This is a genomic window from Micromonospora sp. NPDC005174, assembly GCF_040608495.1.
Classification (GTDB): Bacteria; Actinomycetota; Actinomycetes; order Mycobacteriales; family Micromonosporaceae; genus Micromonospora.
This window is the reverse complement of record NZ_JBEXIJ010000020.1, coordinates 77027-101806: the sequence shown is the minus strand read 5'-3', so window position 1 is coordinate 101806 and position 24780 is coordinate 77027. Positions and strand designations below refer to the sequence as shown.

26 protein-coding genes and 1 riboswitch are annotated in these 24780 nt (G+C 72.5%); of the genes, 5 read left to right on the top strand and 21 right to left on the bottom strand.

Annotated elements, in window-relative coordinates:
• Positions 1-32 precede the first annotated feature (32 nt).
• A complete protein-coding gene (gene argJ / locus ABZU91_RS21830; protein WP_355243275.1) occupies positions 33-1205 on the bottom strand; it encodes a bifunctional glutamate N-acetyltransferase/amino-acid acetyltransferase ArgJ in 1173 nt (390 codons plus the stop codon).
• A 55-nt stretch (positions 1206-1260) separates the two neighbouring features.
• Complete coding sequence (gene argC / locus ABZU91_RS21825; protein ID WP_355243272.1) at positions 1261-2262, bottom strand: N-acetyl-gamma-glutamyl-phosphate reductase; 1002 nt, start codon at positions 2260-2262, stop codon at positions 1261-1263.
• Positions 2263-2540: 278 nt separating this feature from the next.
• On the opposite strand from argC, the gene ABZU91_RS21820 reads away from it, so the two are divergent.
• Positions 2541-4415, top strand: coding sequence for a BTAD domain-containing putative transcriptional regulator (locus tag ABZU91_RS21820; RefSeq protein WP_355243269.1), 1875 nt, complete (start codon positions 2541-2543; stop codon positions 4413-4415).
• Here ABZU91_RS21820 and ABZU91_RS21815 read toward each other — a convergent pair.
• Genes ABZU91_RS21815 through ABZU91_RS21805 form a run of 3 tightly spaced genes read right to left on the bottom strand, consistent with a single transcriptional unit; the run spans position 4385 to position 7360 of the window.
• Positions 4385-6229 carry an ABC transporter ATP-binding protein gene (locus ABZU91_RS21815; RefSeq protein ID WP_355243266.1) on the bottom strand — a complete coding sequence of 615 codons (1845 nt, stop codon included), beginning with the start codon at positions 6227-6229 and terminating at the stop codon, positions 4385-4387. The two genes, ABZU91_RS21820 and ABZU91_RS21815, sit on opposite strands and share 31 nt — an antisense overlap.
• Positions 6226-6765: a hypothetical protein gene (locus ABZU91_RS21810; RefSeq protein ID WP_355243263.1), complete on the bottom strand. Its 540-nt coding sequence runs from the start codon at positions 6763-6765 to the stop codon at positions 6226-6228. Before ABZU91_RS21810 ends, ABZU91_RS21815 begins: the two co-directional genes overlap by 4 nt.
• A 40-nt stretch (positions 6766-6805) precedes the next feature.
• Positions 6806-7360, bottom strand: coding sequence for a MauE/DoxX family redox-associated membrane protein (locus ABZU91_RS21805; RefSeq protein WP_355243260.1), 555 nt, complete (start codon positions 7358-7360; stop codon positions 6806-6808).
• Positions 7361-7517: 157 nt separating this feature from the next.
• Between ABZU91_RS21805 and ABZU91_RS21800 the strand changes: the two genes are divergently transcribed.
• Positions 7518-7733, top strand: a complete 216-nt coding sequence (locus tag ABZU91_RS21800; RefSeq protein WP_355243257.1) for a hypothetical protein — start codon at positions 7518-7520, stop codon at positions 7731-7733.
• A gap of 69 nt (positions 7734-7802) precedes the next feature.
• Here the strand turns inward: ABZU91_RS21800 and ABZU91_RS21795 are convergent, their stop codons facing one another.
• The 10 genes from ABZU91_RS21795 to ABZU91_RS21750 all read right to left on the bottom strand — a co-directional run bounded on the left by ABZU91_RS21795 (position 7803) and on the right by ABZU91_RS21750 (position 16602).
• Entirely contained in the window at positions 7803-8276 is a 474-nt protein-coding gene (locus ABZU91_RS21795; RefSeq protein ID WP_355243254.1) for a S26 family signal peptidase, read from the bottom strand.
• Positions 8277-8278: 2 nt separating this feature from the next.
• Complete coding sequence (gene pheT / locus ABZU91_RS21790; RefSeq protein WP_355243252.1) at positions 8279-10861, bottom strand: phenylalanine--tRNA ligase subunit beta; 2583 nt, start codon at positions 10859-10861, stop codon at positions 8279-8281.
• A gap of 40 nt (positions 10862-10901) precedes the next feature.
• The gene (pheS, locus tag ABZU91_RS21785) at positions 10902-11969 is read right to left on the bottom strand and encodes a phenylalanine--tRNA ligase subunit alpha (protein WP_355243249.1); all 1068 of its coding nucleotides are present in this window, start codon (positions 11967-11969) and stop codon (positions 10902-10904) included.
• Positions 11970-12188: 219 nt separating this feature from the next.
• A complete protein-coding gene (locus tag ABZU91_RS21780; RefSeq protein WP_355243246.1) occupies positions 12189-13040 on the bottom strand; it encodes an RNA methyltransferase in 852 nt (283 codons plus the stop codon).
• A gap of 29 nt (positions 13041-13069) precedes the next feature.
• Positions 13070-13462, bottom strand: coding sequence for a 50S ribosomal protein L20 (gene rplT, locus ABZU91_RS21775; RefSeq protein WP_355243243.1), 393 nt, complete (start codon positions 13460-13462; stop codon positions 13070-13072).
• A gap of 31 nt (positions 13463-13493) precedes the next feature.
• Positions 13494-13688: a 50S ribosomal protein L35 gene (gene rpmI / locus ABZU91_RS21770; protein ID WP_110566082.1), complete on the bottom strand. Its 195-nt coding sequence runs from the start codon at positions 13686-13688 to the stop codon at positions 13494-13496.
• 19 nt (positions 13689-13707) lie between these two features.
• Complete coding sequence (gene infC / locus ABZU91_RS21765) at positions 13708-14394, bottom strand: translation initiation factor IF-3 (RefSeq protein WP_355243239.1); 687 nt, start codon at positions 14392-14394, stop codon at positions 13708-13710.
• Positions 14395-14908: 514 nt separating this feature from the next.
• The gene (locus ABZU91_RS21760) at positions 14909-15382 is read right to left on the bottom strand and encodes a PH domain-containing protein (RefSeq protein ID WP_355243236.1); all 474 of its coding nucleotides are present in this window, start codon (positions 15380-15382) and stop codon (positions 14909-14911) included.
• Positions 15383-15447: 65 nt separating this feature from the next.
• Positions 15448-16293, bottom strand: a complete 846-nt coding sequence (gene hisG / locus ABZU91_RS21755; protein WP_355243233.1) for an ATP phosphoribosyltransferase — start codon at positions 16291-16293, stop codon at positions 15448-15450.
• A 45-nt stretch (positions 16294-16338) separates the two neighbouring features.
• A complete protein-coding gene (locus tag ABZU91_RS21750; RefSeq protein WP_089016570.1) occupies positions 16339-16602 on the bottom strand; it encodes a phosphoribosyl-ATP diphosphatase in 264 nt (87 codons plus the stop codon).
• Between the two features lie 133 nt (positions 16603-16735).
• Here ABZU91_RS21750 and ABZU91_RS21745 point away from each other — a divergent pair, with 133 nt between their 5' ends.
• The 3 genes from ABZU91_RS21745 to ABZU91_RS21735 are packed head-to-tail and all read left to right on the top strand — an operon-like array spanning position 16736 to position 19184.
• Positions 16736-17596 (top strand): ABC transporter substrate-binding protein, encoded by an 861-nt coding sequence (locus tag ABZU91_RS21745; protein ID WP_355243229.1) that lies wholly within the window; start codon positions 16736-16738, stop codon positions 17594-17596.
• On the top strand, positions 17593-18438 hold the full coding sequence (locus ABZU91_RS21740) for an amino acid ABC transporter permease (protein WP_355243226.1): 846 nt from the start codon (positions 17593-17595) through the stop codon (positions 18436-18438). The genes ABZU91_RS21745 and ABZU91_RS21740 overlap by 4 nt, the downstream gene beginning before the upstream one ends.
• Before the next feature lie 2 nt (positions 18439-18440).
• Positions 18441-19184 (top strand): amino acid ABC transporter ATP-binding protein, encoded by a 744-nt coding sequence (locus ABZU91_RS21735; RefSeq protein ID WP_355243223.1) that lies wholly within the window; start codon positions 18441-18443, stop codon positions 19182-19184.
• A 94-nt stretch (positions 19185-19278) separates the two neighbouring features.
• Here the strand turns inward: ABZU91_RS21735 and ribH are convergent, their stop codons facing one another.
• The 6 genes from ribH to ABZU91_RS21705 all read right to left on the bottom strand — a co-directional run bounded on the left by ribH (position 19279) and on the right by ABZU91_RS21705 (position 24779).
• The gene (ribH, locus tag ABZU91_RS21730) at positions 19279-19779 is read right to left on the bottom strand and encodes a 6,7-dimethyl-8-ribityllumazine synthase (RefSeq protein WP_151487814.1); all 501 of its coding nucleotides are present in this window, start codon (positions 19777-19779) and stop codon (positions 19279-19281) included.
• 2 nt (positions 19780-19781) lie between these two features.
• Positions 19782-21047 carry a bifunctional 3,4-dihydroxy-2-butanone-4-phosphate synthase/GTP cyclohydrolase II gene (locus tag ABZU91_RS21725; protein WP_355243220.1) on the bottom strand — a complete coding sequence of 422 codons (1266 nt, stop codon included), beginning with the start codon at positions 21045-21047 and terminating at the stop codon, positions 19782-19784.
• The gene (gene pnuC / locus ABZU91_RS21720; protein WP_355243217.1) at positions 21044-21733 is read right to left on the bottom strand and encodes a nicotinamide riboside transporter PnuC; all 690 of its coding nucleotides are present in this window, start codon (positions 21731-21733) and stop codon (positions 21044-21046) included. Before pnuC ends, ABZU91_RS21725 begins: the two co-directional genes overlap by 4 nt.
• A complete protein-coding gene (locus ABZU91_RS21715; RefSeq protein ID WP_355243214.1) occupies positions 21733-22350 on the bottom strand; it encodes a riboflavin synthase in 618 nt (205 codons plus the stop codon). Before ABZU91_RS21715 ends, pnuC begins: the two co-directional genes overlap by 1 nt.
• Position 22351: 1 nt before the next feature.
• Complete coding sequence (gene ribD, locus ABZU91_RS21710) at positions 22352-23413, bottom strand: bifunctional diaminohydroxyphosphoribosylaminopyrimidine deaminase/5-amino-6-(5-phosphoribosylamino)uracil reductase RibD (protein ID WP_355243211.1); 1062 nt, start codon at positions 23411-23413, stop codon at positions 22352-22354.
• 159 nt (positions 23414-23572) lie between these two features.
• Positions 23573-23744: riboswitch (FMN riboswitch) on the bottom strand.
• 78 nt (positions 23745-23822) lie between these two features.
• Positions 23823-24779 carry a response regulator gene (locus ABZU91_RS21705; protein ID WP_355243208.1) on the bottom strand — a complete coding sequence of 319 codons (957 nt, stop codon included), beginning with the start codon at positions 24777-24779 and terminating at the stop codon, positions 23823-23825.
• Between the last annotated feature and the right edge of the window lies 1 nt (position 24780).

Here is a 24780-nt window from a genome sequence, read left to right as displayed (position 1 = left end):
TGCGGGACTCCGCTTCGCTGCGTTCCTCGCGCTCACGAGGAGTAGGCCGAATTCTCGTGCACGTACGCGTGCGACAGGTCGTTGGTCCAGATCGTCGCGGCCGAAACGCCCGCGTGCAGGTCGATCCGGATGGTGACGTCCCGTCCGCTGAGGTCGGCCTTCGAACGGTCCTCGGCTCCGGCGCCGCCCCGGCACACCCACACCCCGTTGACGGCGACGTCCACCTCGTCCGGCTCGAAGGCGGCCGTGGTGGTGCCGACCGAGGCGAGAATCCGACCCCAGTTCGGGTCGTTGCCGAACAAGGCGGTCTTGACCAGGTTGCTGCGGGCGACCGAGCGGCCCACCTCGACCGCGTCGTCCTCGGTCGCGGCCCCCACCACGTCGATGGCGACCTGCTTGGTGGCGCCCTCCGCGTCGGCGATGAGCTGCTGCGCCAGGTCGTGACAGGCCGTCGTGACCGCGGCGGCCAGCTCGGCAGGGGTCGGCTCGATGCCACTCGCGCCGCTGGACAGCAGCAGCACCGTGTCGTTGGTGGACATGCAGCCGTCGGAGTCGACCCGGTCGAAGGTCACGCGGGTGGCCGCGCGCAGCGCCTCGTCCAGCGCCGCCGGCCCCGCCACCGCGTCGGTGGTGAGCACGCAGAGCATGGTCGCCATCCCGGGCGCGAGCATGCCGGAGCCCTTGGCCATCCCACCGACCGTCCAACCGCTGCCCCGAGCCACCGTGGTCTTCGGCCGGGTGTCGGTCGTCATGATGGCCTCGGCGGCGGCCGGGCCGCCGTCGCGTGAGAGCTGCCGGATGGCGGTACGGACGCCTGGGAGCAGCTTGTCCATCGGCAACCGCTCACCGATCAGCCCGGTGGAGCAGACCGCCACCTCGCCAGCCCCGAGGAGCAGCCGTGGGCTGACCGCGCTCAGCGCCGACGCGGTGTGCTCGGCCGTGGCGTGCGTGTCCTGGAAGCCGGCCTGGCCGGTGCAGGCGTTGGCGCCACCGGAGTTGAGCACCACGGCGCGCACCACACCGCCCTGCACGACCTGCTGGCTCCAGAGCACCGGCGCGGCCTTGACCCGGTTGGTGGTGAAGACACCGGCGACGCCGGCGTCCGGGCCGTCGTTGACCACCAGCGCGACGTCCGCGCCACCGCTTGTCTTCAGACCGGCGGCCACTCCGGCCGCTCGGAAACCCCGAGGGGTGGTGACACTCATGCGACTGGCCTTTCGTTCGCGACTGCGGGGCTCCGCTGGGCTGCACTCCTCGCGCTCACGGGCTGACTCCCCAGATCGACAGGCCCGTCGTCTCCGGCAGGCCGAGCATCAGGTTGGCGTTCTGTACGGCCTGGCCGGCGGCGCCCTTGCCGAGGTTGTCCAGCGCGCTGAGCACGATCAGTCGACCCGAGTCGACGTCGACGGTCGCCTGGAGGTGACAGGAGTTGGAGCCCAGGGTGGCGGCCGTGTGGGGCCAGCGCCCCTCCGGCAGCACGTGCACGAACGGCGCGTCGGCGTAGGCCTGCGCCAGCACCTGCTGCGGGTCGACGCCACGGGCGGGCACGGCCGTGACCGTGGCGAGGATGCCGCGCGGCATCGGCGCGAGGACCGGGGTGAACGACAGGCCGGTCGCTCCGGAGGCCTGCTTGATCTCGGGTACGTGCTGGTGGGCGCCGACCCGGTACGGCGACAGGTCGCCCATCACCTCGCTGGCCAGAAGGTGCGACTTCGCCCCCCGGCCCGCGCCGGAGGTGCCGGAGGCGGCGACCACCACCACGTCGGCGGGGCTGGCCGCGCCGTCGGCGATCAGCGGCGCGAGCGCGAGGGTGATCGCGGCGGCGTAGCAGCCGGTGTTGGCGACCCGGGTGGAGCCGGCGATCAACTCCCGCTGGCCGGGCAGCTCGGGCAGGCCGTACGTCCACTGACCGGCGTGCGTGCCGCCGTAGTACTGCGCCCAGGCGTAGGGGTCGGCGAGCCGGTGGTCGGCACCCAGGTCGACGACACGCACCTCGGACGGGAGCTGGGCCGCGAGGGTCGCCGACTCACCGTGCGGCAGCGCCAGGAAGACCAGGTCGGCGTCGGCGAGCGTGGACGGGTCGGTCTCGCCGAGCACCAGGTCGAGCCCGGTGAGCTGCGGATGCACCACGTCGACGCGGTGGCCGGCCTGGCGGTGCGCGGTGGCGGCGACCAGGTCGAACTCCGGGTGCCCGGCGACCAGGCGCAGCAGCTCACCACCGGCGTACCCACTCGCCCCGGCGACCGCGACTCGAATCCCCATACCTACCTCCGCATGACTATGCAGAGGAGACTAGCAAGCGTGATTGTTTCCTGCAAGTTAATACAGGCGTCTGCATGACAATGAAGGCTGAGATCGCGCCCGTTGCGCCAGCACGCTTCGGCACTCAGCGTACGCAGTCTCTGCCGTGCCCCGTGACGATGCGTTCGACGGGTTGTCGAAAACGAATCGACTGAGTGGCCACTCAATCGACTAGCATCGTTATCCGACGGTGGTGGGCCGGCTGTCCGGTCCGCGTGGGGGCACCTGACGGAGGCGCGGTGAGGCTGTCGTTCGAGATCCTCGGTCCGGTCCGCGTCCAACGCGACGGCCAGCCCCAACGGGTGCCGGCCGGTCGACCTGCCGCTCTGCTGGTCACCCTGCTGCTGCACGCCGGCGCGCCCGTGCCCGTCGAACGACTTCGCGAAGAGTTGTGGGGCAGGTGTCCGCCGGCCTCGGCGGTGGCGAACCTGCGCAGCCACGCCAGCCAGCTACGCCACCTGCTCGACTCCCCCGGTCGTCCCGCCCGGCTGCACGCCGAGCACGGCGGTTACCTGCTGCGCGTCGAGCCGGGTGAGCTGGACGCCGCCGAGTTCGAACGGCTCACTACCGAGGGACACGCCGCCCGGATCGGCGGCGAGTCCGAGCTGGCCGCGACCCTGCTGGGCCGTGCGCTGGGGCTGTGGTCGTCGACCGACCCGTCCCCGGCGTACGGGCCGGCCACCGCGGACGCCTTCGACCGGCTGCGCGAGCGGCGGGCCGCCGCCCGGGAGACGTACGCGGCCTGCCGGCTGGACCTGGGTGACCCGGGGACGCCGGCGTTGCTGGCCCTGCTGCACGACCACGTCACCGAGCACCCGCTGCGTGAGCCGGCGTGGGCGCTGCTGATGACCGCCCTGCACCGCGCCGGCGATCAGACCGGCGCGGTGCGGACCTACCAGGCGGCGTGCCGGGCTCTGGACGGGGAGCTGGGCGTCGCGCCCGGGCCGGAACTGACCGAGCTGTACCGCGAGGTCCGCCGGCACGCGCCTCGGCCAGCGGTCCCGGCCCGGCGCCGCGCCGCCTCGCACACCCGTGACCGTGCAGACAGCCGTGACCGTGCGGACAGCCGTGACCGTGCGGTCGAGCCGCACGGGCCACGCGTACCGCACGAGCTGCCCTGTCCCACGGCCCCGTTCGTCGGCCGTCGCGCCGAGCTGGCCCGTCTACGCGACGCCCTGGTCGATGGCCGGCGGCAGCCGGTCACCGTCGCGGTCTTCGGCATGGCCGGCACCGGCAAGTCTGCCCTGGCCCTGCGCGCCGCCGCCGAGGCGCTGGACGCTTTCCCCGACGGACAGCTCCACCTCGACCTCGGTGGGTCGGTCGCGGGCACCCCGCCGCCGCCGTTACAGGTCGCCGCACGCGTCCTGCGGGCCCTGCACCCGGGCACCGACGAGCCGGCGCCGTCGGGCATCGCGGAGGCCCGGGCCCGCGTCCGGTCCCTGCTGTTCGACCGCCGGGTGCTGCTCGTGCTCGACAACGCCACCGACGCCGCCCAGGTCGACGGCCTACTCCCGGTGCGCGGGGGATGCGCCCTGCTCGTGACCAGCCGCACGCCGATCACGAGCGACGCGCCGACGCTGCGGCTGGAGCCGCTGCCGGCCGCCGACGCGTTGGCGCTGTTGCGCGCCACCGCCGGCGACCGCCCGGTGGACGACGAGCCGGAGGCGGCCTCGGCGGTGGTCAGCCTCTGCGAGCGGCTGCCGCTCGCGCTGCGTACCGCGTCCGGTCGGCTCACCGAGGGGCCGCACTGGTCGTTGAGCCGGTTGGCACGGGTGCTGCGCGACGAGCGGTACCGGCTCGCCGAGACCGGGCTGGGCCCACGGCTCGGCGCGAGCTACCGGCGGCTCGGCGCGGCGGCTCCGATCTTCCGGCGGCTCGGCCGGGCCCACCCGGGACCGGTCACCGCGGAGCTGACCGCCGCGCTCAGCGGAGCGCCGCCCGAGGACGCGGCGCGGGCGCTGGACTGTCTGGTCGCCGCCCAGCTCGCCGAACCGGCCGGCCCGGGACGCTTCCACATCGGTGACCTCGTCCGGCTCTACGCCGCCGAACTCGCCGCCGACGAGGCGGGTGGGGACCGCAACGGTCAGGCCGGGGCCGGCGCGTCCTGGCGGTAGCCCCGGGCCTGGAGGGTGAACAGTCGGGCGTAATCGCCGTCGGCGGCCATCAGCCGGTCATGGTCCCCGCACTCGACGACCTGCCCGTCGGCGAGCACCACGATGGTGTCGGCGTCCCGCACCGCGTTGAGCCGGTGCGAGATGAGCAGGCTGGTCCGACCCCGTCGCAACTCGCGCAGCCGCTGGTTGAGGTCGTGTTCGGCCTCCGCGTCCAGGCCCGAGCTGGGCTCGTCGAGCATCAGCAGGTCCCGGTCGGCGCGCAGGAAACCCCGGGCCAGCGCGACCCGCTGCCACTGACCGCCGGAGAGCACCACCCCCGCCTGCGGGTCGTCCCGGTCCGGGCCGTCGAAGAAGATCCGGGTCAGCAGGGTGTCGTAGCCACGGGGCAGCGCGGCCAGCGCGTCGTCGATGCCGGCGTGCCGGGCAGCGGTACGCAGCCGCTCCGGGTCGTCGCGCGCGCTCAGGTCGCCCAACGCGATGTTCTCCGCGGCGCTCAGGTCGTACGGCATGAAGTCCTGGAACACCGCGCCCAACCGCTCACGCAGCGCCGCCGGGTCGAGGTCGCGCAGGTCGACCCCGTCCCACCGGATGCTGCCGCGCTCCGGGTCGTAGAAGCGGCAGAGGAGTTTTACCAGCGTGCTCTTACCGGCGCCGTTGAGGCCGACCAGCGCGGTCGTGCCGCCGGCCGGCAGGTGCAGGTTCACGCCGCGCAGCACCCACGGGTGCTCCGGCGAGTAGCGGAACCACACGTCGCGCAGCTCGATGCCCTCGGTCAGTGGTGGCACCGGTCGCGGGCTGGCCGGCACCGGCAGGTCCGGCTGGACGTGGGCCACGTCGTCGTAGTGGTCGAAGAGCAGCAGCGCCTGGTGGATCGCGCCGAGCTGACCGACCAGGCCACCCAGCGCGCCCTGTACCCCGGGCACGGCGGCCAGGTAGATCACGACGTCGCCGGGGGTCAGCGCACCCGCACGGGCCATCGAGATCGTGTAGATCACGCCGACGCCGGCCACCGTGGCGCCGAGCAGGCCGAGCACCGCCTGGGCGCGTACCTCCCGACGGTCGAGTCGCTGCTCCACCCGGTGCATGCCGTGCAGCTCGTCGAGCATCCGGTCGCCGAAGAACCGGCCCAGGCCGAACAGCCGCACCTCCTTCGCGGCCGGTACGCCCACCAGCAACTGGGCGAAGAACAGATCCCGCCGCTGGAAGTGCTCCAGCCGCAGGATCATTGCCGCGCGGGCCCGGTTGAGCCGTAGCTGCATCCACAGGGTGGGCAGCGCGGCCAGGAGCACCAGCACCCCGATCAGGGGGTTGAGCACCAGCAGGACGCCGAGGAAACCCGCCACCGCCAGCACGCTCTGCACCGCGCCGAACGCGTTGCCGGTCAGCTGTGTGGGACCGATGTGGCCGGTCTGCTGGGCCGCCTGCAACCGGTCCTGGAACTCCGGATCCTCCAGCCGGACCAGGCCAACCAGGCGCTGCACCGCGGCGTACAGCCGGCGACGCACCAGCCGGGACACCGCTCGGGTCCGCTCGGCCGCCACGTAGGTGCGCAGGTGCGGCAGGACCGTGCCGAGCGCGGCGGCCACCGCCAGGCCGGCACCCAGGACGGTCAGCGGCACGCCGCCCGCCTCGCTGCCGGTGAGTCGGTCCAACAGCAGCTTGGTCAGCGCGGCGACGGCCACCGGGGTCAACCCGGCCAGGACCGCGAACACCAGGTCCGCGGCGGTTCCCGCCGGGGCGGCCCGCCAGGTCAGGCCGAGGGCCGCCCGGGCGTGCCGGGCGGCCCGTCGCGGCACCAGCCGGGGCCCGCTCACCGCGCCACCGGCAGGTCCAACCGGGCGATGCCGAACGCCGTCGACGCGACGATTCCGCGCTCGTCGAGCAGGCCGAACGCCGGGAAGCCCTTGACGCCGAACGCGAGCGGGAGCGCGCCGGTGCCGGGTTCGACGAAGACGGTCGCCAGGCCGGCGAACTGCTCGGCGTACGGCTGGGTCTCCGGGCCCTTGCCGACGACGACGACCCACACGTGCTCGGCGCCGCCGGGCATCGACCGCGCCCGGTCGACGAGCACCGGAAGCTGCTCCTCGCAGTGCTCGCAACTCGGTGACAGGAACGCCACCAGGGTCATCGGGGGCAGGTCGGTACGGGAGAACACCCGACCGTCCACGGTGGTCGAGACGAAGTCACCGGGAATCGACCCCACCTCCAGCATCACCGCCGGCGGTTGGCCCTGCTGGTCGCTGAGCAGGTCGGAGTGCTCGCGCAGCCGCCGGATGACACCGAGCATCAGGACCAGGTTGAGCAGGCCGAGGGCGGCGACGAGGACGACGGCGACGGTCAACAGCGCCATGAGGACTCCTTCGGGTACGGGGATGCGATGCGAACGGGGGTCAGTGCCGTCCAGCGGGCCGGGACGGCCGCGAGGGCGTGGGAGCGAAGAGGGCGACCAGGTCGTCGAGGCGGACCACCACGGCGGCGAGCGGAACCGCGACGCCCGCGGCGAGCAGCAGGGTCGGCGCGGACGGTGGTGGCCCGGTGGCGGTGGCCCAGCCGAGCAGACCGAGGAGCGCGACCACGGCGAGGAGGACGTTGCGCGCCACGTGCCGGGCGCCGACCGGCGCGTCGGCGGCACCGAAGCAGCGGCAGGCCGGACGGGCGCCCCGGCGCAGCGCCCTGACGATCGCGGCGGTCAGCACACCGAGCAGCCCGGCGGCGAGCAGCAGCCCGATCGGCGCGGTCCGCCCGACGGCGACCAGCAGCACCACGGCGGCCTCGGTGGCGACCGCGAGGCGGGCGACCGGCCCGGCCCAGCGCCTCGGTACGCCGAACTGGCCGACCGAGCCGACGAACTCGGCGAATCCCTCCCGGGTCCGCAGCTTGCCGACGACCGCGGCGAGGAACACGAGGGCCAACAGCAGCCGTGCGGTCACTTCCAGGGCTCGCATCCGTGCACCACCTCCTTGCCGGGAGGCCCACGCTAGGAGCGGTGGATACATCGCGAATACATCGAGCACCGTCGACGTCATGCGCGGCTGTACCGGCGGTGTACCGGCCCGCCGTAGCGTCCCGACACACAGATCGATCTCGGGAGGAGGTGAACGAATGTTCCGTCGACTGGAGACCCTGGGCGAGCGGATGCTGGGTGTGTTCGTCCCGAAGGTGACGGCAGCCGCCGGCTGTCCGCCGGACCCGTACTGCGCGCTCTGTGGCACCTGCTACTTCAAGCGGTGCAGCACGAACGGCGCCTGCAAGACGACCTGCGGCACCTGCGGTTACTACTGCAGCGCGGGCGTGAGCACGATGTCCGCCCTCTGCTGAGGCGGTGACGGCGTGCCGTCCGGCTTCCGGCCGGGCGGCACGCCGTTCTGCGTGGTGCCGATGTGCCGGTCAGCTCGGACGCGGTCGCGGCCGGACCAGCACGCCGAGCACGTCCGGCTCGGCGAAGTAGCCACACTCGCGGGAGTCGTAGCTCTGCGACGGGTTGTCGCCGAGCAGCACCAGCCGGCCGGCCGGCACGTTCCGCTCACCGCCCTGGCGCAGCAGTGGCACGCGGTCCACCGGCACCGGATCGCCCGGCACCGCGTACGCCCGCTTGATCAGCAGCCCGGGCGTGCCCGCCGCGTCGGCGTCCACGGGTCGCCCGGCGGTCATCTGCGCCGGCGCCACCACCACGACCACGTCGCCGGGACGGACCCGGGCCAGCGGCACCCGCCGGGCCAGCACCCGGTCGCCGGAGCGCAGGGTCGGCTCCATGCTCCGGCCCACGACCGCGACCAGCAGTAAGTGCCGGCGGGCCCAGAGCAGGCCGGCGGTGGCCACCGCGAGCACGGCGACCACCGCGAGCCATCCCAGCACCGGCATGGTCAGGCGCCGCGCAGGGTCGCGCCGAAGCGCTCCGCCGCGACCGCGACCGCCGCGTCCCGGGCGGCGAGCGCCTCCTCGACCGTGAGCGTCCGGTCCGGCGCGCGGAACGTCAGCTTGTACGCCAGCGACCGACGCCCCTCGCCGAGCTGCGCGCCGGAGTACACGTCGAACAGCCGCACGTCCTCCAGCAGCTCCCCAGCACCCGTCTCCAGCGCCCGGCGCACCTGCTCGGCCGGGACCGCGTCGTCCACCACCAACGCCACGTCGATCAGCGCCGGCGGGAACCCGGACACCGTCGGCGCGGGCGTCACCGGCACCGGCGGCAACACGTCGAGGTTCAGCTCCATGGCGCAGGTGCGGCGGGGCAACTCCAACGCCGCCACCGCCGCCGGGTGCAGCTCACCGGCGTAGCCGACCACTGTGTCGTCGACCCGCAGCTCGGCGCAGCGGCCCGGGTGCCACGGCGCGTACTCGGCGGCGCGGACCTCGACCCGCTCGTCGGGGACACCGGCGGCGGCCAGCACGTCGCGGGCCGCCTCGATGGCGTCCGCCCAGCCGGCCGGCCGGCCCGCGCCCCACCAGCCGGCGGGGTCGAGGTCACCGGCCAGCACCGCCGCGACGTGCACCGGCTGCGCCGGCACCACCGCGTCGGCGGCGGCGAACTCCTCGTCGGTGGGTCGCCGGTCCACGCCCATCGCCGGCGGGCTGCCGGCGTCGGGGCGCGGGTGGAAGACCGCGCCGATCTCGTAGAGGGCCAGGTCACGGTGACCCCGCCCGAGGTTGCGCTTGAGGATGCCCAGCAGCGGGCCGAGCAGCGAGGTGCGCAGCAGCGGCTCCTCCTCGGACAGTGGGTTGGCGAGGCGCACCGCGGTCCGGCGCGTGTCGTCGGCGGGCAGGCCGAGCTGGTCGGCCAGCTCCGGCGACACGAACGGGTGCGCGAGCACCTCCACGTATCCGCGCTCGGCCAGCGATACCGCCACGGCCCGTCGGCGACGCTGGCGCGGGGTCAGGCCACTCCCGGGCGGCGCGCTCGGCAGCACCGACGGCACCTTGTCGTACCCGTCGAGGCGGACGACCTCCTCGACCAGGTCGGCCGGGTCGGTCAGGTCGGGCCGCCAGCTCGGCGGGGTGACGCTGAGCACCGTGCCGGCGCCGCTGGCCGTGCCGACCGCGCCCGGGTCCTCGGACAACCGGTCCGCGCCCTGCGCGACCGTGCAGCCCACCTGCTCCAGCAGGGCGACGACCCGTGCCGGCGGGTACTCGACGCCGACCCGCCGGGTCGGCAGGTCCGCCGGCAGGGTGATGGGGGTACGCGGCCGGACGTGGTCGATGTCCAGGATCTCCGCGCTCGGGGTTCCGCCACCGTGCTCGGTGAGCAACCGAACGGCACGCTCCAGCGCGACCAACGCCACGGCCGGGTCCACACCCCGCTCCCAGCGCTTCGCGGCCTCGCTGAACAGCTTGTGCCGGCGGGCGGTGCGCCCGACCATCGCCGGGTCCCAGTGGGCCGCCTCGAAGAGCACGGTGGTGGTGACGCCGGTGACGACCTCGCTGGTCTCGCCGCCCATCACCGCCGCGAGCGAGATGGGGACGCCGGCGCCCTCGCCCGCGAGGGGGTTGTCCAACCCAGCGTCGCAGATGACCATGTCGTCGGCGGTGAGGACGCGGTTGACCCCGTCCAGGGTGGTCAGCTTCTCCCCCGCCTCGGCACGCCGGACCACCAACGGCCCGACGATCCGGTCGGCGTCGAAGGCGTGCATCGGCTGGCCCAGTTCCAGCATCACGTAGTTGGTGATGTCGACCGGCAGCGAGATGCTACGGATGCCGGCGGTGACGAGCCGCTGGGCCATCCACGACGGCGTGGGCGCGGCCGGGTCGACGCCGCGGACCAGGCGGGCGGTGAACCGGTCGCAGCCGACCGTGTCGCGGACCTGGACCGGGTACGCCGGCGCCTCGGTGCCACTCGGAGCAGGCACCAGGGCGGGGTCACGCAGCGGCACGTCGAACGCGTGCGACAACTCCCGGGCCAGGCCGCGCAGGCTCAGCGCGTACCCCCGGTCGGGGGTGATCTCCAGCTCGAACACGACGTCGTCGAGGCCCACGACGGGCCGCGCGTCGTCACCCGGCTTGGCGGCCCCGTCCGGCGGCAGCACGATGATGCCCGAGTGGTCGTCGCCCAGGCCCAGCTCCTTCGCCGAGCAGATCATGCCGGCCGAGTTGTGCCCGTACGTCTTGCGGGCGCCGATCGCGAAGCCACCGGGCAGCACACCACCGGGCAGGATCACCACCACCCGGTCGCCCGGGGCGAAGTTACGCGCCCCGCAGACGATCTCCTGTGGCTCGCCGGTGCCGTTGGCGGAACCCACGTCCACCCGGCAGAACCGGATCGGCTTCTTGAAGCCGGTCAGCTCCTCGATCTCGCGTACCTCGCCGACGACGAGCTGACCGGTGACGCTCTCGCGCAGGTCCACCACGGACTCGACCTCGATGCCGAGGTCGACGAGTGCCTGCTCCAGGTCACCGGTGGGCAGGTCGGCGGGGAGATCGACGTACTCCCGCAGCCAACTGACAGAAACTCGCATGACGTCAGACCACCGTTCCCGTGTCTCGTACCCGCATCGCCTACGCCCCGGTCCCGAGCGCGCGGCTGAACCGCACGTCGCCCTCGAAGAGATGGCGGATGTCGCTGACCCCGTGCCGGACCATCAGGGTCCGGTCGATACCCATACCGAAGGCGAAGCCGGAGTAGACCTCCGGATCGACGCCGCAGGCGCGCAGCACCCGCGGGTTGACCATCCCGCAGCCACCCCACTCGACCCACTGCGGGCCGTCGCGGTGCTCCGGGAACCACACGTCGAACTCCGCCGACGGCTCGGTGAACGGGAAGTAGTGCGGACGCCACCGGGTCTTCGCCTCCGGGCCGAACATCGCCCGCGCGAAGTGGTCGAGGGTGCCCCGCAGGTGCGCCATCGTGATGCCCTTGTCGACGACGAGCCCCTCGGCCTGGTGGAACACCGGGCTGTGCGTGGCGTCGATCTCGTCGGTGCGGTAGACCCGGCCGGGGACGATCACGTAGATCGGCGGCTTGCGGCTGAGCATCGTGCGGGTCTGCACCGTCGACGTGTGCGTTCGTAGCACCAGGCCGGAGCCCTCCGGTGCGATGTGGAACGTGTCCATCAGCCCGCGTGCCGGGTGGTCGGCGGGAATGTTCAACGCGTCGAAGTTGACCCACTCCAGGTCGACCTCGGGCCCCTCGGCCACCTCGTAGCCCATCCCGACGAACAGGTCGCTTATCGACTCCATCAGGGTGCTCAGCGGATGCCGGGCACCCCGGGGACGCCTGTCGTACGGCAGGGTGACGTCCACCCGCTCCTCGACGAGCACCCGCTCGGCCTGCTCGCGCTCCACCACCTCGGCGCGCTCGGCGTACGCGGACTCGATCGCCCGGCGGGCCTCGTTGACCCGCTTGCCGGCGTCGGACTTCGCGGCCGGCGGCAACGCGCCGATCTCCCGGCGTGCGAGGGAGACCGGGGACCGGTCACCGAGGTGCACGGATCGCAGCGCGGTCAACGCGTCCGGATCGGCAGCGGACTCGAACGCCTTCGTGGCGTCCGCGACGGCCTCGGCCAGGGCGGCGGGGTCGAGCAGGGCGACCTGCTTCGGGTCGTACGGATCGTTGCGGTAGCTCATGGCGTACGGGCACTCCCTCACGGCGGCGCCAGCCCTCAGCGGGGCGGCGAAGCGAGTCTACGGACGCGCGGCTGTGCCGCAGCCCGCCGGTAGGAGTTGCGCAGGAAGCAGGTCAGGCCCGCCGCCCGCCGACACCGGCGGGCTGGCTAAACGAACGCCGTGGCGCGTTCATGGACGGACAATCTCCCCTGCTGTCAGTCGCGCCGGGTGTGGACACCCTCAGCGCTGTGCTCTCGCTGAAGCGTACAGGCAGACGGCCGCTGCGGCAGCCAGGTTGAGGCTCTCCGCGCGGCCGTACAGCGGCACCCGCACCCGGGCGTCGGCGGCGGCGGTCAACGCCTCGGGCAGCCCGTGCGCCTCGGAGCCGAACAGCCAGGCGGTGGGCCCGACGAGCCGACCGTAATCGGTCAGGTCGTCCAGGTCGCTGTCGCCGTACCCGGTGGTGGCGAAGATCGACAGGCCGGCGGCCCGGAGCGCGTCGACCACCGCGAGCGGGTCGGGCGCGCGGACCACGTCGACGTGGAACAGGCTGCCGGCCGAGGCGCGGACACACTTGCCGTTGTACGGGTCGACGGCGTCCCCGGCGAAGACCACCGCACCCGCGCCGGCGGCGTCGGCGGTGCGCAGCACGGTGCCGGCGTTACCCGGGTCGCGGATCTCGGCGAGCACCGCCACCAGCCGGGGAGCACCCGAGAGGGCCTGCTCCAACGACACGTCGAGGTGCCGGCAGACAGCGACCAGCCCCTGCGGGGCGACGGTCTCGGCCAACGCGGCGACCGCGTCATCGGTCACCTCGGAGACCGGCACGTCGGCCCGGGCCGCCGTGGCGGCCAACTCCGGATGCCGGTCCAGCGCTGCGGGCGTACCGAAGAGTTCGGTGACCACACCCGGCCGCGCCAGGGCCTCGCGGACCGCCTGCGGACCCTCGGCCAGGAAACGGCCGGTGGCATCGCGGTCCCGGCGGCGTTGCAGACGGCGGGCGGCGACAACCCTGGGGGTACGCGGGGTGAAGGCCATGATGTGCGCTCCTTCGGCACGATCGAGGCGCCCCCCGGACGGCGGTGCCGACACGGGAGACGCCTCGCTCTGGTGCGTGGGGATCAGGCGGCCTGAGCCGCCGCGCCACCGGTGCCCTCGGCCGTGACCGCGGCCCGGGCCAGCTCGACGATCGCCGCGAACGAGGCGGCGTCGTTGACGGCCATGTCGGCCAGGATCTTGCGGTCGACCTCGATGCCGGCCAGACGCAGGCCCTGGACCAGACGGTTGTAGGTCATCCCGTTGGCCCGGGCGCCCGCGTTGATCCGCTGGATCCACAGCTGCCGGAAGTCGCCCTTGCGGTCGCGACGGTCCCGGTAGGCGTACTGCATCGAGTGCAGCACCTGCTCCTTGGCCTTGCGATACAGCCGGGAGCGCTGACCGCGGTAACCACTCGCGGTCTCCAGCAGGGTACGACGCTTCTTCTGGGCGTTTACAGCCCGCTTGACGCGTGCCATCTCAACTCCTAGTTAGGTAAGGTGGCGCGCGTCAGCGGCCGAGCAGCTTCTTGATGCGCTTGACGTCAGCCTTGGCCACCTCGACCGTGCCGGTCAACCGGCGCGTACGGGTGGAGGACTTACCCTCCAGCAGGTGGCGCTTGCCAGCCTGCTCGGCCACGATCTTGCCACGGCCGGTCACCTTGACCCGCTTGCCCATACCCGTGTGGCTCTTCATCTTCGGCATGTGGAACGTCTTCTCCCTGTTACTTGCCGCTGGTTTCGGCGGCGGTGCCGGTGTCACCGGCCGTTGCGGTCTCGCCGGCCGTTGCGGTCTCATCGGCCGTTGCGGTCTCATCGACCGCCGCGGTCTCATCGGCTGCCGAAACGGCCGACTCGTCCACTGCCCGGTCCCGAGGTGCACCGCGGGACGCCGTGGCGGCGACCGCGGAGGCCTTGACGGCCCGAAGCGGAGCGAGAACCATGATCATGTTTCGGCCGTCCTGCTTCGGAGCGGCCTCGACGTATCCCAGGTCCGTGATCTCGGATTCGAGCCGACGCAGGAGCCGGTAACCCAGCTCCGGGCGACTCTGCTCGCGACCGCGGAACATGATCGTCACCTTGACCTTGTCGCCCGCCTTGAGGAACCGCACCACGTGACCCTTTTTGGTCTCGTAGTCGTGCGGGTCGATCTTCGGCCGAAGCTTCATTTCCTTGATGACGGTCTGCTGCTGGTTACGCCGCGCTTCGCGCGCCTTGAGTGCGCTCTCGTACTTGAACTTGCCGAAGTCCATGAGCTTGCACACCGGCGGGCGCGCCATCGGCGCAACCTCGACCAGGTCCAGATCGACGTCCGCGGCCAGCTGAAGGGCGCGCTCCAGCGGGACGATGCCCACCTGCTCACCCTCGGGACCGACCAGTCGGACCTCACGTGCCCGGATCTGCTCGTTCACGCGTGGTTCGACGCTGATGGGGCCTCCTCGAGTCGTTTCTGCTCAGGTGCCGACCCCTGCGGCTCCCGGATGGGAACCGACCCGGAAAACAGAAGGCCCCGGCATATGCCAGGGCCCGCTCGACCGGTCGGCACGATCACAGGATCGCGCATCCGGGACCGGGACATGCCCGGAACCGGTGACCGGACCCGGCCACCGTAGCGGCGACTCGGGTGGGAGCAGGCGCTCCGCTTTCGAGGCTGTCTGCTCGCACGCGGAGACAGCCTGGTCGACTCGACAACACTACACCGTCGCCCCGCCCACTCCCAAACCGGACACCCACCCGGCATCGCCCAGCCGACGATGCTCGGGCCGCGCTGGGCCGGCGCTGGGCTCGTGATCCTGCGCTGGCGCCCCAAGATCTGCACAGTTTCCCGGAAGTTGCTGCTTCTCGACGGCCGGAGGCAGCAACTTCCGGGAAGTTGCTGCCTCCGAGCGAGAAATCGGCGCGGCGTGGCGCGGCGCGAGGGGCGGCTCAGGTGCCGACGGCGCGTTCGGCGCGGCGGGCCAGGTGGGCCTCGTGCAGCCGGCGCAGGGCGCGGACCCCGTCGACGGCCAACTCCTTGTCGGCCGCCTGGAGCGCGACCAACGGCAGCAGGTCGTCGTCGTACAGCTCGAGACTGGCCCACGGCGCGCCACGATCGAAGCGAACGCCCCGGACGACCTCCCAGGGCAGCTCGTAGGAGCTGATGACGTTACGCACCCGGATGCCCCGCCCGTCCGCTTCCACGCGGGGGCGGGTGAACAACAGGAAACCCAGCGCGCCGAAGATGCCGAGGCCGATCATGGCGATCTGGTCACCGCGCTGGAAGCTGCCGTACCCGTCGCCGGTCGACCCGGTCAGCGAGGTGGCCACCAGGGCGAACACCACCACCAGCACGATCGCCGCCGACCAGCACACCACCCGGATGCGGCGAGGCTTGAGGCGGACCAGTTGGGTGTCACTCACCCCATCAGTCTGCCACTCACGTCCGCTCCACCGACGCACACCCGCCGAGGCCGCGGTGATACCCGTCAGAGGCGGCAGGCGTGGATGTTGGTCACCAGGATGGCGCGGGCCCCGAGGTCGTACAGCTCATCCATGATCCGGTGCACGTCGTCGCTGAGCACCATGGCCTGCACGGCCACCCAGCCCTCGCGGTGCAACGGCGAGACGGTGGGTGACTCGATGCCGGGGGTCAGCCCACTGGCCCGGTCCAGCAGACCGGCCGGCACGTCGTAGGCGAGCATCACGTAGCGGCGGGCCACCAGCACGCCGTGCAGGCGGCGCATCAGCTGCTCGGCCTGGGCGTGGGCGGGCGCGCCGGCACGGCGGACCAGCACCGCCGACGAGAGCAGCAGCGGCTCGCCGAACACCACGAGGCCCGCCTGACGCAACGTCGCGCCGGTCTCCACCACGTCCGCGATCACGTCGGCGACACCGAGGCGTACGGCGTTCTCCACGGCGCCGTCGAGGCGGATGACCTCGGCCTTGACGCCCGCCTCGTCGAGGTGCCGCTCGACGAGCCCCGGGTAGGCGGTGGCGATCCGGTGCCCGCCGAGCTCCTGCACGGAGGCGATGTCGTCGGGGCGGGCGGCGAAGCGGAAGGTGGCCCGGCCGAAGGCGAGGTCGACAACCTCCTCGGCGGGTGCGGCCGAGTCGATCAGCAGATCGCGGCCGGTGATGCCGAGGTCGAGGTCACCGGAGCCGACGTAGGTGGCGATGTCCTTGGGACGCAGGTAGAAGAATTCGACGTCGTTGCCCTCGTCGCGGCAGACGAGGTCCTTGGGGTCGGTGCGCTGGCGGTAGCCCGCCTCGCGCAGCATCTGGGCGGCCGGCTCGGCGAGGGTGCCCTTGTTGGGGATGGCGACACGCAACATGACGGAGTGCTCCTTCGATCGATTCTGATCAACGACGGGGCGCACTCACAGATGTCGGTAGACGTCCTTCAGTTCGAGACCGCTGGCGAGCATCAGCACCTGGACCTGGTAGAGCAGTTGGGAGATCTCCTCGGCGGTGCGCTGGGGCCCCTCGTGCTCGGCGGCCATCCACGACTCGGCCGCCTCTTCGACGACCTTCTTGCCGATGAAGTGCACGCCCTTGTCCAGCGCGGCGACGGTGCCCGAGCCCGGGGTGCCGGCGGCGGCCTTGGCCTGCAGCTCGGCGAACAACTCCTCGAACGTCTTCACGGGGAACGATTCTTCCAGCCGCCGGGCCGGGGCCCCGAGTCCGGGTCCGACCCAACCCAGCAGGCGGACAATTCCCTACCATCGCGGTGGGAAGATCTTCGATCGATGCTCGTTGAGCTTTACGCTGTCCGCCATGGCCAGCCGCTCGCGTCTCATCGCGCTCACCCTCGCCGGCACCGTCGTCGCCGCCATCGCCGGATGCGCGCCGCAGGACGAACCGACCCCCACCGTCACCGCCGCTCCGTCCTGCGCCAAGGACAGCCTGCCCACCCGTACGCCGGGCAAGCTCACCATCGCCACCGACCAGCCGGCCTACGAGCCGTGGTTCCGGCAGGACAAGCCGGACAACGGGGAGGGCTTCGAGGCCGCCGTCGCGTACGCGGTGGCCGAGAAGCTGGGCTACGCCCGGGGCGACGTCACGTGGACGCGGGTCAAGTTCGACACGGCGATCGCGCCCGGCCCCAAGAGCTTCGACTTCGACATCAACCAGTTCTCCATCACCGAGGAGCGCAAGCAGGCGGTGGACTTCTCCGCGCCGTACTACCTGGTGCGGCAGACCGTCATCGCGCTCAAGTCGTCGAAGATCGCCGGCAAGACCGCCCTGGCCGACCTGCGCGGCGCCAAGCTCGGCGCCCAGGTGGGCACGACCAGCTACCAGGCGATCACCGAGGTGATCAAGCCGACGGCTAAGCCGCAGGTCTACAACAGCAACGACGACGCCAAGAAGGCCCTGCAGAACGGGCAGATCGACGGTCTCGTGGTGGACCTGCCGACGGCCTTCTACATCACCGGCGCGGAGATCACCGACGCGGTGATCGTCGGGCAGGTGCCGCAGGTGGGCGTGCCGGAGGTGTTCGGGCTGCTGCTGGACAAGAACTCACCGCTGACCCGCTGTGTGAGCGGCGCGGTCGGTCAGCTCAGCGAGGCCGGCACGCTGAGGGAGTTGGAACAGAAGTGGCTCGCGCAGGTGGCAGGGGCGGCCGAGCTGAAGTGACGCCGCGGGACCACACCCCCTCCGCGGCGCAGGTCCGGCGGTCGGCGTACCGGCGTCGACAGACCGTCTACAGCGTGCTGATCGCGGCCTCCTCCACGGCGGCGCTCGGCACGTTGCTGGTGGTCGCGGTGACCGGCGCGCCGGGCTGGGACCGGGTACGGCGATCGTTCCTGGACCCGAGGATCGCCGCCGACGCGTTGCCGGCCGTACTGGACGGGCTCTGGCTCAACGTACGGCTGCTGGTCTGCTGCGCGGCCGGCGCGCTGCTGCTCGGGCTGGTGATCGCCGTGCTGCGGACGCTGCGCGGCCCGATCTTCTTTCCGGTACGGGCGCTGGCCGCCGGCTACACGTACACGTTCCGCGGCCTGCCGTTGATCATCGTGCTCTACCTGCTCACCCTCGGCGTGCCCGGGTTGCGGCTGCGGGGCATGCCGTCGGTGCTGGTGCTGGGCGGAATCGCGCTGGTGCTCACCTACGGCGGCTACCTGGCCGAGGTGTTCCGGGCCGGCATCGAGTCGGTGCACCCCAGCCAACTCGCCGCGGCTCGTTCGCTGGGTCTGACCTACCGGCAGACGATGCGGCACGTGGTGCTGCCGCAGGCCGTCCGCCGGGTGGCGCCACCGCTGCTCAACGACGTGGTGGCCCTGCAGAAGGACGTCGGGCTGGTCTCGCTCGCCGGTCCGATCGACGCGGTACGCGCCGCCCAGATCGCGACCGCCCAGTCGTTCAACTACACCCCGTACGTCGTGGCGGGCGTGCTGTTCGTGTTGCTCGCGATCCCGCTGATCGCGGTCACCGACTGGGTGACGCTGCGCTCGGCCCGTCGGCAGTCGGGAGGCTGACCGTGACGCTGCTGCGCTGTCGTGGCTTGCGCAAGGAGTACGGGGGCCACGTCGTGCTGGACGGGCTCGACCTGACGGTCGCCGAGCACCGGGTGGTGGCCCTGATCGGGGCGTCCGGGTCGGGCAAGTCGACTCTCCTGCGGTGCGTGAACCTCCTCGACGAGGTGGACGACGGCACCATCGAGCTGGACGGGGAGGACATCTCCGACCCGCGTGTCGACGCCGACCGGGTACGTCGACGGATCGGCATGGTGTTCCAGGCGTACAACCTGTTTCCGCACCTGAGCGTGCTGGACAACATCACCCTCGCGCCCCGGCGCGTGCACCGACGTTCCCGTGCCGAGGCCGAGGCCCAGGCCCGCGACCTGCTCGACCGGGTGGGTCTGGGCGCGAAGGCGCACGCCTATCCGGACGGGCTCTCCGGTGGGCAGCAGCAGCGGGTGGCGATCGTCCGGGCGCTGGCCAACTCGCCCCGGCTGATGCTGCTCGACGAGGTCACCTCGGCGTTGGACCCGGAACTCGTCGGCGAGGTGCTGACGATGATCCGGGCTCTGAAGGCCGACGGCATGACCATGGTGCTGGCCACCCACGAGATGGGCTTCGCCCGCGAGGTCGCCGACGAGGTGTGTTTCCTCGACGCCGGGCGCGTCGTCGAGAGCGGCCCGCCGGAGCAGGTGCTCGGCGAGCCGACGCAGCCCCGGACCCGCCAGTTCCTGCGCCGGATCATCGAGGCCGGCCGGCTCTGACGAGCCGGCCACCAAAGGCCCGGCCACCGCCCGAGGCCCGGCCACCGCCAAGGCCGGGCCACCGCCGGAGAGCGGACGGCCGACCGAGGGGCGGTCAGCCGCCGAAGCCGACCCGCTGGGCGTTGCCGGCGGCGACCGTACGCACGGCCAGCGCGGCGTCGAGCGCCGCGACGGTCGCCGCCCAGCCCTTGTCCTCCGCCGAGCCGGGCAGCCCCGCCCGGTCCCGGGCCTGCTCGATGGTCTCCACGGTGAGCACACCGTGCGCGACCGGCTTGCCCTCGTCCAACGCCACCCGGGTCAGCCCGTCGGTGACCGAACGGCACACGTAGTCGAAGTGGGCGGTCGCGCCGCGCACGACCACGCCGAGCGCGACCACCACGTCGCAGCGGCGCGCGAGGGCCTGGGCGACGACGGGCAACTCGACCGAGCCGGCGACGCGGGCGACCACGGATCGCGCGCCGCACGCCTCGGCGGCCGCGACCGCGCGCTCCAGCATGTGGTCGGTCAGGTCGCCGTGCCAGCGCGCGGCCACCACGCCGACGGTCAGCCCCGCGGCGTCCACCGCGTCGACTCCCGGCTCACCGAAACCCGCCATCGTCATGCTCCGATCTCGTCGTTGGCGACCGGACGCCCCAGCGGCGCCTCGGACATCTCGTCCAACTCGTCCAGCAGGTGACCCATCCGGTCCCGCTTGGTGCGCAGGTAGCGCAGGTTCTCCGGGTGCGCGCCGGCCGGCAGACCCTCACGGCCGGTGATGGTCAGCCCGTAGCCCTCCAGCCCGGCCCGCTTGGCCGGGTTGTTGGTCAGCAGCCGCATCGAGCGCACGCCCAGGTCGTAGAGGATCTGCGCACCGGTGCCGTAGTCGCGCGCGTCGGCCGGCAGACCCAGGTCCAGGTTGGCGTCCACGGTGTCGCGGCCCTGGTCCTGCAACTGGTACGCCTGGAGCTTGTGCAGCAGCCCGATGCCGCGCCCCTCGTGGCCGCGCACGTACAGGACCACGCCCCGGCCCTCGCGGGCGACCCGGGCCAGCGCGGCGTCCAACTGTGGTCCGCAGTCGCAGCGCAGCGAGCCGAACACGTCCCCGGTCAGGCACTCGGAGTGCACCCGGACCAGCACGTCCTGGCCGTCGCCGAGGTCACCGATGACCATGGCGACGTGCTCGGCCGGGTCGTGCTCGGCGCGGTAGCCGAGCGCCCGGAACACCCCGTGCCGGGTCGGCATCCGCGCCTCGGCCACCAGCTCGACCTGCTTCTCGGTACGCCGCCGGTAGGCGATCAGGTCGGCGATGGTGATCAGCACGAGGCCGTGTTCGGCGGAGAACTTCTCCAGATCCGGCAACCGCATCATGGTGCCGTCGTCGTTGACCAGCTCGCAGAGCACGCCTGCCGGGCGCAGGCCGGCGAGCCGGGTCAGGTCGATCGCCGCCTCGGTGTGCCCTGGCCGGCGCAGCACCCCACCCTCGCGGGCGCGCAGCGGCACGACGTGACCGGGACGCGCCAGGTCGGTCGGGTCGGTGGCGGCGGCGGCGAGCAGCCGGATCGTGTGTGCCCGGTCGGCCGCCGAGATGCCGGTGCTGATCCCCTCCCGGGCGTCCACGGTCACCGTGTACGCGGTGCCGCGCCGGTCCTGGTTGGTGTGGTGCATCGGCGGCAGGTCGAGCCGGTCGGCCTCGCTCTCGGTCAACGGCACGCATACGTACCCCGAGGTGTAGCGCACCATGAACGCCATCAGTTCCGGCGTGGCCAACTCGGCCGCGAAGATCAGGTCGCCCTCGTTCTCCCGGTCCGCGTCGTCGACCACGACGACGGGCCGTCCGGCCGCGATCTGGGCGACCGCCTGCTCGATGTCGGCGAAGCTGCTCATGCGACGGCCTCCGTGTAGGTGGGCGGGAGTGCGGTGGCCGGCCGGGTGGCGCGCGACGTGCGCCACCAGGCGGCGAAGCCCCAGGCGCAGAACGCGCCGTAGACCAGGTACATGGCCGCCGACGGGTAGAACCCGCCGCGCAGCAGCAGCGGCACGCCGACGACGTCCACCGCGATCCACACCAGCCAGAACTCGACCCAGCCGCGGGCCATGCCGTAGGTGGCGAGCAGGCTGCCGGTGAGGATCCAGGCGTCCGGCAGCGGACCCCAGGAGCCCAGCGCCTTGAGCAGCGGGTACGCCGCCGCGGTGCCGACGACGGCGACCAGCAGCATCGCGAGCCGCTCCCGACCGGTGGCCCAGCGCGGCAGCACCGCGGCGTGCTGGGCGTCGGCGCGGCTGTTGCGTCGCCACCGCCACCAGCCGTAGACGCTGACGAGGAAGAAGAAGACCTGCCGGCCGGCCTGCCCGTACAGGTCGTGGGCCTGCGGGGTGGCGAACACCCCGCCGAGGAAGACGGTGAACAGCAGCGCGTTGCCGATCATGCCGACCGGCCACGCCCAGACCAGCCGACGCAGCCCGAGCAGCGCGGAGATCAGGCCGAACGCGTTGCCGACGATCTCCCGGACCAGCACCGGCGAGCCGGCCACCTGCACCTGGGCGTCGAGCAGCCAACCGAGGGCGCTCATCAGGCCACCTCACCGGTGTCGGCGAGCCGGCTGCCCAGCAGCCGCTCGACGTACTTGGCCACCACGTCGACCTCGAGGTTGACCGGGTCGCCGACGTGCTTCGCACCGAGGGTGGTCAGCTTCAGGGTGGTGGGGATCAACCCGACGGCGAACTCGTCCGTGCCCACCTCGGCGACGGTCAACGAGACGCCGTCGATGGTGATCGACCCCTTCTCCACGACGTAGCGGGACAGCCCTGCGGGGAGCCGGAACCGCACGGTCTCCCACTGCTCGGCCGGCTCCCGGGAGATCAGTTCGCCGACGCCGTCAACGTGGCCCTGCACGAGGTGCCCGCCGAGACGGCTGCCCAGCGCCGCGGCCCGCTCCAGGTTGACCGGGTCGCCGGGGCGCAGCGCGCCCAGCGCGGAGCGGCGCAGGGTCTCGCCCATGACGTCGGCGGTGAAGACGCCGTCCGTCGCGTCCACGACGGTCAGGCAGACACCGTTGACGGCGATGGAATCACCGTGGCGGGCGTCGGACGTGACCAACGGCCCGCGCACGGCGAGAAGCGCCGAATCGCCCGCCGTGGCCGTGACGCGCACGATCTCGCCCAATTCCTCGACAATGCCAGTGAACATGTCAGGCCTCCCTCTTGCGGGGCAAAGCGGTGATCCGGAGATCCGGACCGACCTGCGTAACGTCGACGAACTCCAGATCGATGGCCTCAGCGATGGTCGTCACTCCCGCGTCGACCAGGGCGGTGGGGCCGGCGCCGAGCAGCCGCGGCGCGACGTACCCGACAATCTTGTCCACCAGCCCGGCGGCGAGGAACGCCCCGGCCAGCCGGGGCCCACCCTCCAGCAGCACCGCGCGGACGCCGCGCTGGTGCAGCGCCGCGAGCAGCGCCGGCAGGTCGACCCGGCCGTCCGGACCCGCGCCGACCTCGGCGGCGGTCGCGATCCACGTCCGCGCGGCGCCGTCGCGGACCCGGGCGTCGACCGGGGTACGTCCCGAGCTGTCCACCACCACCCGCAGCGGCTGCCGGATGGCGAGGCTGCCGTCGCGCAGATTCCGGGCGGTCAGGCGGGGGTCGTCGGCGAGCACGGTGCCCACCCCGGCGATGACCGCGTCGACAGTGCCGCGCAGGGCGTGCACGTCGATCCGGGCCGCCTCCGAGGTGATCCACATGCTGGTGCCGTCCGCGGCGGCGGACCGGCCGTCCAGGGTGGCGGCGTACTTCCAGATGACGTACGGCCAGCCCCGGCGCATCGAGGTCAACCAGGCCACGTTTCCGGCCTCGGCCTCGTCACCGCGTACCCCCAGGTCCACCTGGAGCCCGGCGGAGCGCAACGTGGCGGCGCCGCCGGAGGCCACCGGGTTCGGATCCGGCACGGCGATGACCACGCGGGCCACCCCGGCCTGGACCAGCGCGGTGCTACAGGGGCCGGTGCGGCCGGTGTGGTCGCAGGGTTCCAGAGTGACGACCGCGGTGCCGCCCTTCGCGCGCCGCCCGGCCTGCGCCAGGGCGACGATCTCGGCGTGCGGCCCGCCGGCGTAGGCGTGGAAGCCCTCGCCCACGACCTGGCCGTCCTCGTCGAGCAGCACGCACCCGACAACCGGGTTCGGGCTGGTGGTACCCAGCCCGCGTGCCGCCAGCTCGATCGCACGCCGCATCGCCTCGTCGACGGAGACGCTGGCCATCGCCCTGCCCTGCCCTCTCACTCGCCGGTGCGCGCGGGCGGGTCAGGGAGGCGGCATGGACCGCGGGCAGGCGGCGGCGGATTCCGGGTACGGCACAGCCGCCCCGGGAAGGGCGGCAGGCACGCTGAAGCCAGCGGCCGGCTCGGACCCGTCCGTCCCGCGCGCTGTCTCCCATCCGGACTGTCTGGGCGCGGACGAACCGCTCCCAACCGTCGGCCCCGGATTTTCACCAGGTCCACCGTGCGGCCGAAGCCGTCCGGGTCGCGGGCTGACCACGGTCTGACCGTGGATCACCGCCGGTTCGGAATTTCACCGAGTCCCGCCAGCGCGTGGTGGGTACTTCGCAGTCTTACACGCCGAACCCGGTGTGTCGTTATCGAGGCGAGCTACTTCACAGCGGGATCACGCCTCAGGGGACACCGCGCCGCCGGTCCACGGCGACGTACGACCCCGGCTGGCTCTTGGCGACCGTCTTCATCTCCGAGGCCACCGCGATCGCCTCGAGCGGGTCGGTGAAGCGCTTGCCGGCGTCGGACAGGGAGACGCCGATCGAGAGCGTGACCAGGGCCGCCCGTCGGATGTTGCCGCGTCGGTCCTTCAACTCGACGAAGCCGCGCTCGCGGTCGGTCGGGTCGTAGAGCGTGTCGGCGGACTTCTCGAAGTCGACCACCGCCCGGGAGGTGAGCGGGCGGACCTGGTCGGGCGCGCAGACGATCACGAAGTCGTCGCCGCCGACGTGGCCGAGGAAGGCCGGCGGCAGACCCACCGCCACCACCGCACGGTGCAGGCTGCGGGCCAGCGCGGAGATGAAGTCGTCGCCCCGGACGAAGCCGTACCGGTCATTGACGCTCTTGAACCGGTCGATGTCGATGTAGCCGACCGCGTAGTCGACCCCCTGGCGGACCCGGTCGCTGATCTCCCGACGGATGCGGCTGTTGCCGGGCAGTCCGGTGAGCGGGGAGACCTCCCGGAACTCCTTGTTGCGCCGCAGCGTCGAGGAGACCCGGGCCACCAACTCGGCGGTGTCGAACGGCTTGACCAGGTAGTCGTCCGCGCCCGCGCTGAGCCCGTGGACCTTGTCCACGGTCATTCCCTTGGCGGTCAACATGATCACCGGCAGGGCGGAGGTCATCGGGTCGGCACGCAGCCGCCGGGTCAGTTCCAGACCGTCGACACGGGGCATCATGAGGTCGACCACCGCGAGGTCCGGCCGTTGCCGCTCGATGATCTCCAGGGCCTCCTGACCGTCGCTGGCGTGGATCACCTCGAAGCCGTGCAACCGCAGGTTGAACTCGACGAACCGGGCGATGTCCTCGTCGTCGTCCACGACGAGGATCACGTCCTTGCGATCGACCTCAGGCTCCACC